The following is a 15,885-nucleotide window of genomic DNA, read 5'->3' on the forward strand; positions in this document are numbered from 1 at the left end:
ATGCTTGCGCACATATACTTATATGATCATATAGCCCTTTTCAGTATCATTAAGTAAGTATTTACTTTATTGCAAACGACAACCTAGACTGGACATTATTATTTGGTTCCACTACCGTCTGGCAATGAATAATACGTTCAGCATTTACCCCTAACGTTGCAATTAGATGGTCGGTAAACAGATCAAGTCGTGACTCACCCAATGCCAATAATTGCTTTTTTTGCTCGCCGCTTAATGTTGCTTCGTCATCAACTGCAATATCACGTTTAATCACTTTCGGGCAAATCACAACCTGCGCATCTTTTTGCTGTGTTAGCACGGCAGCAAGTTGTTTCGCGTAGTCTAGTTGAGGCGCTAATAGCTCAGATTGCCCTGCCTGATATGGCAAGTCTTCCATTGAGATTTCAAATAAGCTATCACTGGCTAGCATAGCGACAGTGATGATATTGGCGTAAGGCAAAAAGGTTTGAATCATATAATTCTTCGCCCCTTGTTTTAACGCTTTTTCCGTAATTAAGGAAATCAAGCCACCGATACCTAAATTCGGCTGATTAATATCACCAGTTAATGGAAAAGTCAGTTCGATATTACCTTGGCTATCGGTTAACTGGCTAATGGCGGCATTGATTGGGATAAGACTACCACTCGCTTTACTCTTTTCTTCGTTAGAACCTTGTGTATTAGGTGCTTGCGCCAGCTCCATCGCTTTAAGCAAGGTCGTCACTTCGCCGTCGATTTGTTGATCTTTTAAATTAAATGCGAAGTCGGCAGTGAGCTGCCCTTGGGTAATTTTATGATCGATTGCATCCACTACATAGGGTGAATATGGCGCCAAATTAACCGCTGACATCTTGCCTTTTACGTTTAAATCGCCGTGTTCAGTGAATGGAAAAATGTCGCCCACAATTTCAATGCTCGAACGTTTACCCAACTGACTATTCAACAAAAATGAGCTAGCGGATTGCGGCTGGCTTGAATCTATTTTTTTTAACCAAAGTTCGTTTAAGGTTAAACGCTGAATAACGGGTTCACTGGGCGTGTAATCAAACATAATAATCGCACCTTCACCAGTAACGGCAATATGCCCAATACGAATCGCAGGGCTCTTATCTTGGTTAGAAGCTTGCTCACTGTTAGAGGTTTGCTCATCGTCAGACGTAGGCTCAGCAACAGTTGACGACTGATCAACGTCAGCCTGCCCACTACTTGCTTGAGTTTCTTGTGATTCTTTTGTTTGCTCTGCTGTGTTTTGTTTGCTTGGCTTGCTTGATTTATTTGGCTCAGCTAGCACCCAGTTTTCCGCCGCCAAGACATTACTTTTATAAACCGAGGTTTGGGTTAAGTTAATGGCGATATCCGCAATATTTACTTCTTCTGACGTTAACGCTATTGCCGTAATGTCGAGCATCTCAAAATTAGCTAAAGCGTTAGGTTGTTGGTCTGTTAAATCAATGGAATGTAACTTTTGCGCCTGAGAGATAATGCCGTCAGTCAGGCTTAGTGAGGCAAGCTGAAATGATTGTTCAGGCAACACAGCTTTAGCATCGCTAGCAGTTATTGACGCTATTGTCGCTAGAGTGTCGCCATTGGTTAGCTGCCAGTCGAGCTCCTGGATAGCCAGCTGGGCTAATACTTCCCCTGTTAGGTTATTAATATCGAATACCTTGCTATCAGTGCCATCATCTTCTCGCTGTACAACATTGAGTGCGTCAGCAGAGATAGCTAGATCTATATTGCCCAGCTTTAACGTGGAGTTTTGAAGCGCGACCGGCTCACTAACAGGTACAGTGATATGTAAATCGCTAGTCGCGACCTGACTTTTTAAGTCAAAAAATTGCCAGTTGGTTTGTAACTGTTCACTGAATTTATTGGATTTATTGAGTTTGGCCTCTGCCGTTAATTCAACTTGCCCTGACAACTGCAATTCCTGAGGTAACCATTCACTAAAATCATCGAGTTGAGCAGCAAGTTGCAACTTGTTAAGGGTTAATTGCGTTTTATCAGCACTATGAGTTAAAGCGAGATCAAGGTTTACAGGCTGCTGGTTTAACTGACTTTCTAACAGCAGTTTTAAGGCGATCTCTTGGCCGTGGTTATTTGCGTTTGGCTTAACAGCAACTTCGGATAACACCAGCTTATTGATGTGCCAGTTGTGTTGACGCTTAGCTTGTAGCGTAAAAGTGAAATCTTCCAGTATTAATCTGTCACCACGCATCAGCCAAGGCTGGTTATTATCATCACTTGGTGTGGATACTGGTTCATCACTTTCTCCTGTCGCTATTGGCTGCCAACCAGCAAAAGAAAGTTCTTGCTCAATCAGCTCGCTTTGCACACCAATACCATTTAAATCAACAGATTCAATATGGATCTCGCCACTAAAAAGCCGCCATGCATCCAGGTTTAGTGCTAACTGTTGTAATGATAACAATTGTTGAGCATTAGCTGCTGTTTCTTCACCATTGGTAGGCTGATGATTAAGAGAGAGTTGCTCAACGTCGATGGAAAAAGTGAACGGGTTAAACCTTAACTGTTTGATCTCAAGTGCAAGGTTTTGCTCAGCCAGCGGTTTATTGGCAAAGTAAGTCACCAGTGGCGCACTGGCATACATCAACAACAGCAGCAGGACAATGAAAGTTATACCTAAGGTTGACCACTTATTAACGATTTTCATTGCTTATCTGCTACCTGTTCCTGCTGTTATTCAATAGCTTAGCGCAAAAACCAAACAGATTAAAATTTCTGCGCTAGCAATCAGGTGGTAGCCTTAAGCCATTGCCAGCACTTGCTTCACCAGCTTGCCAATACCGTCAGCGGCCTCTGAGATATTACCAGCCAGCATATAGGCAGGCGTGCTCACCACTTTGCGTGCTTCGTCAACAACAAACTCAGACACAGGGCATTCAATATGCTCACCACCGAGCGCAGTAACGCCTGCTGCGGTATCTAGATCAGTGCCAATCGTCGCTTTTGCCCCTTGGCCATAAACCATAGGGATCATAGCAGGTGAAATACAAATATAACCCGCGGGCTTACCTGCATTGGCAAAGCTTTGACAAGCAGCTAACACATCAGAATTCATTGAAGCTTCGCGGCCGTTTACAGCAAAGTCACATAAGTTTTTCGCTGCGCCAAAGCCGCCCGGTAATAGCAAGGCATCAAAGTCGTCAGCATTCAGCTCCGTCACAGGTTTAATTTCGCCACGGGCAATACGCGCAGCTTCAACAAGCACATTGCGAGACTCTTGCTCAGCAACTTCACCAGTAAAATGGTTAACCACGTGCATTTGTGCAACATCTGGAGCAAAACACTGGTACTGAGCACCATTTTGCTCAACCGATAACATAGTGATCACCGCCTCGTGAATTTCACTGCCGTCAAATACTCCACAGCCGCTTAAAATAATTGCTACTTTTTTCATTGTTGTTTCCTTGTTCGTTAAATTTAGCAAGTTAATTGACCCTGTACATTAAGCCATTCAACCCTGATTGCTAATTCAGTTAATCTTTTACGCTCTTTTGCTTGCCTTTTCTTGCTGACTAGTTTTATCGCTCATAGCTTTGTCTCCAAGAAAGCGCGGCAATTGCACCAGTAATACCACCAACACTGATAACCACATCAGCAAACTAAACGGCATAGCAGAGCCATCATAAAAGAAGGCTAAAATTGGCCCCGCTAAACCGCCAATACCAAAACGTAATACGCCAATTACCGCGGTAGCAGTACCAGATTGTTCAGCAAATTTTTGCAAAATAATGGCATCCGCATTAACCGCTATCATGGAAATACTGCCCATCAGTGGTAATACTGAGGCGATTGTGTAGGCAATGGGTAATTGCCAGTAGTTGACTATCACTAAGCTGCTCGCCGAAACCACCGCCACTAATAGCCCGTAACCTAGCATAGCGCGCGAGCCTTTGCGCACCACCAAACGCGTGTTAATAAAATGCGCAGTCATCAAGGCTGCAACAGTCGCTGCAAACAGCACACTAAAGGTAAATTCACTGACTTGAAAGACCGTCATATAAACAAACGGTACCGCCGTGATATAGGCGAAAAATGCCAGTGAAATCATCATTGAAGCGATCAGCTCTAAACGCGCTGGTTTATTGCCTAAGACAATTTTATAACGGCCAAGAAAACTAGGAGTTGTGATCTGCGGCTCGGCTTGCTGCTCACTTTCTTTATTCGCTATGGATTCTGCGCGATTCGGTAATTGTTTGAAGGCAAACAGTAAAATCAAACAGGCATAAAAGGCGAGTGCAAAGAAAATCGCCTGCCAGCTATGGAGCGCTAAAATCACACTACCAATACTGGGCGCAATCATGGGGGCGAGCATCATAATCATACTGACATAAGATAAGCCCTTGGCGGTGTTTTTCTGATAAATCTCGCGAATTGTGCCCGGCACCACGACAGTCGCCGCACTGCTAATAAAAGCTTGGACAAAGCGAACGCCGGTAAAAGCTTCAATGCTGGTAGCAAAGGGCAGCGCCAAGGTGGCGAGCGTAAAGCCGAGTAGCCCTATCATCACCAAATTGCGACGTGGGTATTTATCGGCTAGTGGACCGAAAAACAGTAAACCAAGCGCATAACCGACTAAGTAAATACTCAACGTATTTTGTACACTCGGCATGGTTGTAGTGAGCTCATCGGCAATTTGCGGCATTGCAGGCAAATATAAATCAATCGCTAGCGGCGAGACCGCCATAATTGACGCCAGCAAAGGCAATAGGATTTTCTTAGAAATAGTGAACGGATCTTTGGTCACAGTGCTCTCAAATTTATTTTTTTGATGTAAAGCTTATGGGCTTAATGGTGCTGGTGTTGAGCAACTAACTGCCCCAAGGTTTTAATTGCTTGCTCAATATCTTGGTGCCACTGCACGCCAAAGCTAATACGCATATAGTGCTGATATTTACCCGACGGCGAAAAAATCCCACCTGGCGCAAAACTTACCCCTTGAGCAATAGCTTCATGGAAGAAGTCACCAGTATTCACATGTGAACGACATCGTACCCATAGCACACTGCCCCCTTGCGGTTTGGCAATACACACTTCACTGGGAAAGTGCTCGGCAATTAACGCTCGCATACGCTCACAATTGTAGATCAGCTTTTTGCGCAGCACGGTTAAATGGCGATCATATTCACCCGACAGCAAATATTCGGTTAGCGTCCATTGCTGCAACATTGGGGTTGAACACGATTGTGCGCGTTTAATGCGCTTTGCTTGCTCTTCAAAACGTCCCGGAATTAACCAGCCAACTCGGTAGCCGGGGGCTGCTGTTTTCGAAAATGAAGAGCAAGTCAGCACTAACCCTTTTTCAGAATAAAGCTGGGCTGGCTTTGGCCGCTCGCCATCAAAATGCAAATCACCATAGGTGTCATCTTCAATTAATGGCACATCATAGCGCTCTAATAGCTCGACCATTTGCTGGCGGCGACTATCTGGCATCAGTGATCCCAAGGGGTTATTGATCGCCGTTGAAAACAGGCAAGCTTTGACAGGGTATTGATTGAGCGTTTTCTCCAATTCATCAAGGCACAAACCGTCTTCTGTGCAGGTATACACTTCTAAAGCTTTCATCCCCAAGCTCTCAATCAATTCGATTAAGCCAAAGAAGCAAGGTGATTCAATGGCAATCACATCACCTTTTTCAGCAACACATTGCAATGCGATTGATAAGGCTTCCTGACAGCCATTGGTGATCAGCATGTCCTGATAATTGACCGCAGCCCCCAACTCTTGATAGCGAAATGCCAGCTGCATACGCAATTTAGGATCGCCATTAACCGGCCCATAGCTAACCGCCTTTTCCGCCACTTTACTGAGCACTGAACGCATTAACCTCGCTAGCGCTTTATCTGGCGGGTGAGTATTCACGGGATTTGAAATACCCAGCGCAACCGTATTTGGCAAGTGAACCGCATCATGCACTTGCTCAATTAAGCTACGACAATTGACTTCCACAGGCTTGCTGCCCATCCACTTACTACGTGTTGGTTGCAAAGTGCGTGCTTGCTCGGCTTGTAAGTAATAGCCGGACTGTGGGCGAGCGCAAACGCGCCCCTGTTTTTCCAACTCTAAATACGCTTGCTTAACCGTAGGCACGCTAATTTCCAGCTGCTTACTGAGCTTGCGTAAGCTGGGTAGCTTGTCACCGGCACGCAATAAGCCTTGCTGTTGTTGATCATCAATAAACTCAATAATTTGCTGATAGAGAAAATCAGACGACTGACGGTTAAGTAATTTCATTACAAACTGTATAGGTTACATTTTCATTTTTCTGTATATGTTATTAAAACAAACACTCGCTACACTGTCTATCTGGCAATTAATTTTAGACATTGCCTTCAAACAAAGTTTTCGACACTGTTTCTGGCAGCACAACTAAAATAAGGTCAGTGAAGTGAGGAACAGTCAGTCGCGTATTTAAAAAACGATATTCAATTACCCAATTGTGATAGGACATTCGATGAACAACACCATGCTTTACATCCTAACTGTGCTGATTTGGGGCAGCACTTGGATAGCCATTAATTACCAATTGGGCGAAGTCGCGCCTGAAGCCTCGGTCGCCTATCGTTTTGGCTTAGCCGCAACTGTTTTATTTATCTATTGTTGGCTGCGAAAGTTGCCGCTGGCAATGAATGCTAAGCAGCATCTGTGGTTAGCACTTTTCGGCATGGCGTTATTTGGCTGTAACTACTTTTTTCTCTATCAAGCACAGCAACATATTAATTCAGCGCTAACCTGTATAGCCTTTTCAACCTTGCTGCTGTTCAACATTATTAACGCCCGTATTTGGTATAAAACCCCCGTGAATTCACAAGTGGTTATCGGTGGTGCTTTGGGTTTAATCGGCATTGTGATTTTGTTCTGGCCACAAGTGAATACCTTGAGTTTTACTGATATGACGTTATATGGCCTAGTGTTATGCCTGATTGGCACCGCATCGGCATCAACCGGTAATATGATTTCGATTCGCAACCAAAACCATAAAATGCCCGTGGTTCAATCCAATGCGTGGGGCATGCTGTACGGCACTATTTTTATGAGTGTGTTAGCACTGGCACAGGGTAAGTCGTTTACCTTTGAATGGTCTGCATCTTATATCAGCTCACTGTTATTTTTATCCATTTTTGGCTCAGTGATAGCCTTTGGTTGTTACTTGTCGTTGATGACGCGTATTGGCCCACATAAAACCTCGTATGCCAATATCCTATTCCCTGCGGTTGCAGTAGCTATTTCAACTGTGGTTGAAGGGTTTGTCTGGGATCAATACACGGTATTTGGCTTTATTGCCATTATGGTGGGTAACTTTGTTGTGCTCTCAAAACCACGGACGTTAAAGCGCGATAAAATGATAGTTAGTAATGACAAGGCTAGCAGCGAAAAGCATGGCACCATAAAACATGGCGCAGAAAAACCAAACAATATCGACACAGACGAAGTAACCGCTAACTAATCACTTTCATTAACACCAGTTTTGGCAACACAAAACGACTAGTTCAATCTATTTTTGTTGCCGCCGGCATGGCACTCCTTCCTGCCATGCCGTTTTTCTTTCCTTATTCGTTCTGAACGACCCTATAAGGTTCAGTTTAAATTTTGCACAATGCTTTTTGGTGTGTTATCAATATACGAAACCAGTCGTATTATTTTAAGCTCGGCTTAAAAATAACAACAAAAACAAGGAAGAACCTAATGCAAACTGTCAACAAAGCATTTCCTATCATCTCACGTAGAGTGGTTAAGTTTGATAGTTACCTAATGCTGGCAATACTTTGTGTGATATTGGGTGCTATTTCGCTTTTATCACTGTCAGTTCGCGCAACAGAGATCAGCGCCCTAAACCCAATTGAAGAGCTAACCATTTCCTCTGAGTTAGTCGATGCACCAGTTATCTACAATGTTACCCTGCCCGCTAGTTATCAATCTAAAGCTGACAAGCACTATGTACTGTTATTTGATATTCACCCGCGCAGCCAGCCAATGCACGCAGGCATGCACGACTGGATGAGTCATAACGGTGCTTGGCCATGGTTGGAGACGATTATTGTGACGCCAAAAAATTATAACGAAGCCTTTGCAGCTATTTATGCAGAGTATGTGGAAGGAACAAGCACCAAACTATTAGATTACTTTGCCCAAGATTTACTGCCCAATATCGCCAAAAATTACCGACTTAATGGCTTTAAAATATACAGCGGTTTTACCGGCAATGCCGCTGTTGGCCTAGGCTTGCTACTGGATCAACCTGATTTGTTTAATGCCTATATTCTTGCCAGCCCGACACTCAACAATCACCCGCTTAAGCTGGCAGAAAAAATAGAAAAGCAGTTTAGTAAGTTACCCAACCAACCTCGCTACGTAGCACTTTCGATGAGTGATAGCAGCTACGACAAGTCACACCTTGCGGCTTTTGAACAAGTCACCGCGCAGATGACACTGCTAGCACCTGAGCATACCCAAGTCAGTGTTCGACGCTTTGACGGCAACTACTATATGACTCAGCCCGTGCTAGCAACTAGCTATGCCATTGAAGAAATATTTAACGATGTTCACCAAGCATTAACACCTGATTCTACTATCGCCAAACAAGGTGCTGATGCCATTCTTGCCCACTATCAGTTTTTATCCAATGAAAAATACGGTTTTGAAGTCTCAGCGCTTAACTCGTTAAAAGCACTGGCGAAGTCTAAGCTGGATAATGATCCTGAAAGCGCCATCGCAATTTTGCAAAAAGCCGTTAAACACTATCCTGAATCCGCTTTTGCCCACGAAGCACTAGCCGCCAGCTATTTTCAATTAAAAGATTATAAACAAGCAGTGGCAGAGCAAAAACTTGCGGTCGCGCACGCTAAAGATCTAGTCCCTTATTGGCAACGCACTTATCAAGAAAAGCTCAGCAAGTATCAGCAAACACTTAACAACCACGCCGCTGAATAAACCGAAACGAGCAGGTGGGCATTACGCTCACCTGCCCAACAGCCTAGTCTGCTAATTCCCCTTCCCTCGCTAAAAAGTGAGAAGCTGAAAAAAAGTGAAGAACACAAAAGCTGCAACTAGACGCAGAATAGTGACTTGTCATCGCTTATTAGCAGAACACTTTATCAATATTTTATAGCTTATTATTCAGCCAGTTAGATTATTGATGCAAGGAAGAAGGGAAAATCGTTATGTTGAAATTATTTAAGAAGACACGCCACATAAAATTCGTACTAAGTGTCGCTATGGTGTCTTTTTCATTACTAACTACAAACGCATGGGCAGGCGAAACGGTAGACTTCGTTGAAAAACTGAGAACCCACTATCAACCCACCAGATCAATTAGCACTTTTTCATTGAGCTACCACTTCTTAAACAAACAGTATCGATCTCATGATTATTGGGACTATCAAGCACCGAATCGCGTTTTGTCAGTCAGGATGGTCGAAGTAGATATGGCGAAAAAGCACTTTTACGACAATGACATTCTGTATTCTCCCGGCGGTCAAATACTTGATAGAGCGCAGTACCAAAATGACACGGAAAGTTACTACTACGAAAAAAATGGTAACTTTTTAGGTAAGCGGTATTTAAACAGAGGCATGGGAAATTTTGATCGCTTTATGAGTTTTATGGCAATGAATATCGACTTTCTGGCAGTAAGGCCGTTACTAGACGAAACAAATATTGACGAAAACATTTCGCTTACTCACGATAGCCAATCAAACACCACTACCCTTACCCATACAATCTCGGACAACAGCATTATTGACTACCAATTTAGTAATGCGCCTTTACAGCTTCTAAAACTAAGCAATAAATCAAGGCAAGCGATCTACGTCTACGATGATTACCAAACAACCAGAGGTCTCACCTTTGCACGGTCGGTAAACAAGTTCTACAACGGCGATACCGTGCCTGCCTACATTAGTTTTAATGATAGGTTCGATATCATTGAGCACGTAGATGCCTCAAAATTAAAGCTTCCAGCAGGCTATGGTCCCGAAATTAAAAGGGGAGATGGCGTTTTAACAGCCACAGAAATTGCCAAAGACCTTTTTCTTGTCACCGACGCTTCAGCTTGGCGTAACAGCTTATTTAAAGTTAATGGCGATAAAATTATGGTCTTTGGCGCAAGTGGCTCGCCAGCACAAGCAACGAAAACCATTGCGCTTATTCGCGAGCAATTCCCAGAGAAAACAATTACTGCCATTCACGTAACCCACCCGCAAACACCCGATATAGCAGGCCTTAATGTTTATGCGGAGCAAGGAATCGAGATATTGGCAGATAACTATACCATTGCCGCTATCAAAGCCTTTCCAGACTTTGCCGACACTATCGATTCATTCAAATTCCGTACGATTAAGCATGAACAAGTTATTAATGGTGCGAGTTTTTATATTCTCGAAAGTATGCACGCTAAACGACAAAGCTTTGTGCACTTCAAAGAAAGCGAAATTATCTTTCAAGCAAACTTTCTTAATATCGCATTTGATAACACTATCCCTAAGGTGATACCGAATTACACTAGAACTTTTATTGATTTTGTCCGTAGCAAACAACTGAAATTAAAACGTATTGTCGGCAACTACAAAAACAACAATATTTCAGTCGAAGTGATGAATAAAACCTATAACGCCATGATGTAGACTTTAAGTGAGTTGATAAAGCTCAGGTTATCCAGTGAACCTAGTCGGCAGACTATGTTCACTTGTTTATTGAAAGGTTTTATTAAACAGTAATGCATAGAAAGCTCAGCATAAAAACACCATAGCCCTACAGTGTATGCGCTTGATAAGCCTTGTTCATAACCGCCAGCGAAATATTACTATTCCTGTTTTGCGCGACAATGCGCGTAACCTTGAGCTTTGAGTTTCGAACAAAATCAATAAACTGTTTGCTGTAGCTGGGCAGGATATTGGCAACGGTATTATCTCGAGCAATTTCAAGAAAATCTGACTGATAAATCGTGCCGCTTTTTGCAAAGTAGGCAAAGCTTTGGCGTTTTGAACGAGTACTCTCTAGCACATAAAATTGCACGCCATTGATCACTTGCTCATGGCTGATTGTTTCAAAAGAAAAGCTTTTAACCTTGTCAGTAAAGCGCGGATAGGCTTTTATTGCCGCAATCGTATAATTATCGGCATACACTTTCGCCCCCTGTTCGACAAAGGGTAAAAGTCCTGCGATATGTTCACGGTAGGGGTGAGTAACGTAAACGCCACTAATGTGCTTAGTAGGAAATTGCTGCTTAATGGTTGTCAGCACGGATTCAGATAGGCGACTACTTCTTGGTGCACCAAACACCATAATATCGCTGCCGTTTACCTTCAACAACGTATTGTGCTTTTGTGAAGCGTCGGTCACGAGGTAAAGATTTTCGGCAATTGCGGAAGCAACCAAAGTTAAATCTTGCTCAGCAGGCTTGATGCGATAATCATTAGGCAGTGTGAGCTTCTCAGGTGTTATCTGCTCAATCACCTCAAACTTCTCAATTCGGGTTATAAAGCTGGGAATCACATCGCCGTTGTAGTGCTTAATCAAGGAATGTGCGAAATGGTAGCCATTGCTCGTTCGGTAATCGCCATAGAGAAAAATGCGTTTTCTCGCTTTGTTATTGATGGATTCTAAACGCAGCGGCGCTAGATTAAACACATACTCGATTTCTTTACCTTCAGCACCCTCAGCCTGTCGATGCACTAAGGTCACTTTTCCAGCGGCTTTGTCTGACTGAATGTCGATGGTCTCACTAATATCCTGACTAACACTAATTGCTTGCAGCAAAGGCCTAACCGCCAAGAAATCAAGATTCATTAAGGTTAAGTTTTTATAGCGTGAGAAACTATTCATGCTCTGCGCGATGGCGCTATTACCCAAGGAAATACCATTGCGTTCATAACGCAAACTCTCGCTATCATTTTGAAAGTGCACTTCATCTAAATACAAGCCACCAGTAAGGTGATGCACAACATTTTGATAGTAATGCTGCTTTTCCATATCAATATCTGTGACTTTAAAGGCTTTGTAGCGGCTGGGCGCTTGATAGTCCCATGACTGGTATGGGTCACTGCGGCCAAAATAACTATGAGTTAGTGAAAATGCATTAATTGATGAAGTTTGCTGGTAGTGCTTTTGCAGTAGCTCAATAAATGCTTTTGCTTCACTCGCGTATGTACTTGAAGTAGCTCCTAGGTAAAGCAGCGCAAGCAGTATCAATGTGTTAATTCGCAAAATAAATTCCCTTTTAAATTCAGTGAAATTAGTTTTTCAATTCCTTGACTGCTAACTAAAGTAAAAAAGTGAAAGTGTTAATTAAATTTTATTATTAATGCCAAATCATCTACGCCAAACCAATCATGCCAAATCCCCACATGCTCAGTTACCCATTTAAGCTCGATTGAATAATCTTACCGGCCAGCTCTTTTGTCAGTTTTGCCGCAACTTGCGCAGTAACACCGTCGATATCGCGGTTGGGGTTAAATTCCACGATATCAGCACCGACAAGTGGCGCATCAATTTGATGGATAAGATTAATCACTTCACGTGTCGTTAAGCCGCCCGGTTCGCGGTGCGACACCCCCGGTGCAAAAGCTGGATCTATGCCATCAATATCTAGCGATAAATATACAGGTGTTTCAAATGACAATGGCTTAGCCAGCGGCCAGTGGCGCATTTCGAACATTTCCACCGAAAACTTTTCCGCTTGAGCAATCTGGTGGGCATTTAAGGTGCGAATACCCACTTGCACTAAACGCTGACATAGCCCGTCTTCCATCACCCGCGCAAACGGACAAGCGTTAGAGTACGGGTTGCCTTTAAAGCTGTCGTATAAATCTGAATGGGCATCAATATGCAGTATGGTCAGCTCAGGAAAATGCTGAGCGTAGGCTTTTAGCAGTGGATAGGAAACACTGTGATCGCCACCGAGCGACAAGCATAAATTGCCTGCCGAAAGCTGCGCTAATGCCGCCTGTTCAATATCGTGATTAAACCCATATGGCATCGACTTGTATGCTGAAAAGCTTACATCGTCCGCAATTTGCCACTGGGGGTTATCGGCAAGATTGACCCCAAGCTCAGTGCCTTTGTTAAGCGAGCCGTGCGCCAGCACGTTTTTGATCACGGCTGGCGCTTTGGCTGGGCCTCGTTCAAACGATGAATTATCGTCGAACGGAACACCCAGCAATGCTAACGAATTAAATGTAGGCAACTTACTCATGACCAATCGGTGAGCCAGGCGGCAGCACAATGCTTGATGCCGGAGTGACGCGCTTGCCTTGCGCTAAGCTAAAGTCGATTTGCTCAGCCAATAAAGTAAATTGCGCTTTCATACCTTGGTGCTTACGTGATTTACGGTTGTCATCTAACCAGTCACCTAAATCTTTGAGCGCAACATAAAGCTCTGCTCTGACTTCCGTCACCACTTTATCGCTGTGCCACAGGGTAAGTAAGTGCTCAACCACTTGTTGGTTAACGCGCTGCTGAACAAGCAAGCCTAAGCCCTTTTCACTGTTTTGTTTAATGGTGCTTTCTAGCAGCATATCTAACAATTTTTCCACTGATGGAATATCTTTGCCCATTAGCGATTGCTGTTGTAATCGCGCTAAACGCTCGGCATTTAATAACAGCCCAACCGTATGTTTCGTTGCCGCTTCTGCCGCGCTGACCGGATCAAAAGTTAGCCCAGTATTAGCTTTAAAACTTTCACGATTACGCTGATAGCCGTAGGCTTTCGGTGGAATTAAACCAATTAATTCGTCACTCAGGGTGAGCGTTTTCGGTGTCAAGGTTGCCAGTAAGGCATCTAGCGCTTGGTATTGGCTATCACCGGCCACGGCTGACACGCCAACCACTTCACCTTCACCTTTAACTTCGTAGCTGTAATCAACGCCAGCCACTAGTTTTACTGCCGCTTCCACTTGATAGCGATGGAAGTTATAGATTGGCACTAATACCTGCTCGATTTCCGACAGCGGAGTGCCATTGGCAATTGAGTTAATACCAAAATCTTGCAATGCTTTTTCACGCACTGCTAATACACGTGTCAACTCAGTAGCGGCGTTTTTGCCGTTATCCCATAAATGCCCTGTCGCATGACCACCTGATTTTGGTCTGGCATCGGGATCCGACATATATTGCAAGCCTTGGCTTTTCGCCTGAGCAATCAAACCTGCCAGTGCTTCATCTTCAAGTTCAGGGGCAATGTCACTGTAGCCATAGGCGATCACGTATTTGTCCCACGCGCCTATATCTGTGTCGTACGCGTTAGATAAATCAATTTCACCGTTATTAAGTGTGATGTAGGGGTGTGGGTAATCCATCACCGAGGCGCGATTATTAACACTTGCGGCGAAGTTATGGGCAATGCCTAATGTATGACCGACTTCGTGTGCAGATAACTGACGAATACGTGCCAGTGCCATTTCCTGCTGCTTGCTGGTATCCGTTTGTTCGCCACTCTCTTCGTTCATATCGAAAGGTGAAGTTAAACCAAGGGCAATCAAGTAGTCTTGGCGCACACGCAATGAGCCTAAGGTCACATGGCCTTTGATAATTTCACCCGTGCGTGGATCAATAACTGACGCACCATAGCTCCAACCACGTGTCGCACGATGTACCCACTGGATCACGTTGTAACGCACATCCATAGGATCAGCATCTGCTGGTAACATTTTCACCTGAAACGCATCTTGGTAGCCAATCGCTTCAAACGCTTGATTCCACCAACGTGCACCGTCTAACAAGGCACTTTTTACTGGCTCTGGTACGCCAGCATCTAGGTAATAAACAATCGGCTCAACTGCCGGCGAAAAAGCAGCCTCTGGATTTTGCTTTGCTAAACGATGGCGCGGAATAACACGCTGAATCAGCGGCTCATCAATTTTAGTGGCGTAGTCAGCATGGCTTATTGCCCAGTAGCCGCTGTAGGGGTGGAACGCACGTTCTTGGTAATTATCGTCTGGCAGTTCAATTAAGGAATGATGGAAGTTAACGGTTACTGCTGTGTTTTCTGGCGTAACTGATTTTAAGTAAGTGCCAGCGCCCGTGCCTTTAAAGGTGATCGTAGCTTCAAATTCGGTATTTTTAGGAAAAGCTTTAGTGCGCTTAGCGTACAAGCCACTGCGGGTGGCATCGACTTTAAAGCTGCCTTGTTTGCGCTGTTTTAAACGCTCACTAACACCGTGGATATCAGAAAGTAAAAACGGCGTGTAATCCACCACAACTTTGCCACTTTTACTCGCTTTCGCCACTTTAAAGCCCCAGATAATTGAGCTGGCAAAGGCTTCATCAATGGCTTGACGTTCAAGTTCATTGTCACTATTCGCGCGATAGTAAGTATTAAGCTGACGTAAAAAGACTTTTTCGCCAACACGCTCAAACTGCACTAAACGAGTATTACCTAACTGGCCGCGATCTAAGCCAATATCGTTAGAGCCGATGCCGTGTGGCATACTGCTTTGAAATAAAAACGGCTGCTCAAAGTTGTCAATTTCTAGGTAAACCTTGCCGCTATTTTCTTCGTGATAAAACGAAAAATAGCCTGATTGGTATTGCTTGTCTTTGCTAAATTCTGCGAAGTCAGCAGGCTCTGCCCACGCGCTGGAGAGCCAGCTTAGACAAAGTAAAAGCACGGTTAACAGACGATTTAATTTCATCCTAATTCCTTATTATTTTTACTAAAAACGGTCACAAAATTGAGTTATAATCGGCTAAAAGTTAGAGTGAAAACTTTCAATAAATTGATCACCCGTGCCAATAGCGAAATGCATGACTTAACTAGCTTTTTGGCAACCGAGAGATTTACTCTAGCTAGGGCGTATTGAACTTTAGAGATTGAAAGCTCGACACGCCCTACAATATACAGTTGGCGAAGGAGGATCAAATAGAAAT

10 protein-coding genes are annotated in these 15,885 nt (G+C 43.8%); 3 read left to right on the top strand and 7 right to left on the bottom strand.

Going from position 1 to position 15,885, the window contains the following annotated elements:
* Nucleotides 1–61 precede the first annotated feature (61 nt).
* From DXX92_RS17270 to DXX92_RS17285, 4 genes are all read right to left on the bottom strand, one after another.
* The gene (locus tag DXX92_RS17270; protein ID WP_116001902.1) at nt 62–2,671 is read right to left on the bottom strand and encodes a DUF748 domain-containing protein; all 2,610 of its coding nucleotides are present in this window, start codon (nt 2,669–2,671) and stop codon (nt 62–64) included.
* Between the two features lie 93 nt (nt 2,672–2,764).
* The gene (elbB, locus tag DXX92_RS17275; RefSeq protein WP_116001904.1) at nt 2,765–3,418 is read right to left on the bottom strand and encodes an isoprenoid biosynthesis glyoxalase ElbB; all 654 of its coding nucleotides are present in this window, start codon (nt 3,416–3,418) and stop codon (nt 2,765–2,767) included.
* A gap of 87 nt (nt 3,419–3,505) precedes the next feature.
* Nucleotides 3,506–4,768: a multidrug effflux MFS transporter gene (locus DXX92_RS17280; RefSeq protein ID WP_281269090.1), complete on the bottom strand. Its 1,263-nt coding sequence runs from the start codon at nt 4,766–4,768 to the stop codon at nt 3,506–3,508.
* A 41-nt stretch (nt 4,769–4,809) separates the two neighbouring features.
* Nucleotides 4,810–6,255, bottom strand: coding sequence for a PLP-dependent aminotransferase family protein (locus DXX92_RS17285; protein ID WP_116001907.1), 1,446 nt, complete (start codon nt 6,253–6,255; stop codon nt 4,810–4,812).
* Nucleotides 6,256–6,475: 220 nt separating this feature from the next.
* On the opposite strand from DXX92_RS17285, the gene DXX92_RS17290 reads away from it, so the two are divergent.
* From DXX92_RS17290 to DXX92_RS17300, 3 genes are all read left to right on the top strand, one after another.
* Nucleotides 6,476–7,468: a DMT family transporter gene (locus DXX92_RS17290; RefSeq protein WP_116001909.1), complete on the top strand. Its 993-nt coding sequence runs from the start codon at nt 6,476–6,478 to the stop codon at nt 7,466–7,468.
* A gap of 239 nt (nt 7,469–7,707) precedes the next feature.
* Nucleotides 7,708–8,952 (top strand): tetratricopeptide repeat protein, encoded by a 1,245-nt coding sequence (locus tag DXX92_RS17295; protein WP_116001911.1) that lies wholly within the window; start codon nt 7,708–7,710, stop codon nt 8,950–8,952.
* Between the two features lie 230 nt (nt 8,953–9,182).
* Entirely contained in the window at nt 9,183–10,643 is a 1,461-nt protein-coding gene (locus DXX92_RS17300) for a hypothetical protein (RefSeq protein WP_147301985.1), read from the top strand.
* 127 nt (nt 10,644–10,770) lie between these two features.
* Here the strand turns inward: DXX92_RS17300 and DXX92_RS17305 are convergent, their stop codons facing one another.
* The 3 genes from DXX92_RS17305 to DXX92_RS17315 form a co-directional block, all read right to left on the bottom strand.
* Entirely contained in the window at nt 10,771–12,225 is a 1,455-nt protein-coding gene (locus DXX92_RS17305; protein WP_116001915.1) for a hypothetical protein, read from the bottom strand.
* 148 nt (nt 12,226–12,373) lie between these two features.
* Nucleotides 12,374–13,213, bottom strand: coding sequence for an agmatinase (gene speB / locus DXX92_RS17310; RefSeq protein WP_116001917.1), 840 nt, complete (start codon nt 13,211–13,213; stop codon nt 12,374–12,376).
* Nucleotides 13,206–15,650 carry a zinc-dependent metalloprotease gene (locus DXX92_RS17315; protein WP_116001919.1) on the bottom strand — a complete coding sequence of 815 codons (2,445 nt, stop codon included), beginning with the start codon at nt 15,648–15,650 and terminating at the stop codon, nt 13,206–13,208. The genes speB and DXX92_RS17315 overlap by 8 nt, the downstream gene beginning before the upstream one ends.
* Nucleotides 15,651–15,885 lie beyond the last annotated feature (235 nt).

It is taken from the genome of Thalassotalea euphylliae, assembly GCF_003390395.1.
Classification (GTDB): domain Bacteria; phylum Pseudomonadota; class Gammaproteobacteria; order Enterobacterales; family Alteromonadaceae; genus Thalassotalea_F; species Thalassotalea_F euphylliae_C.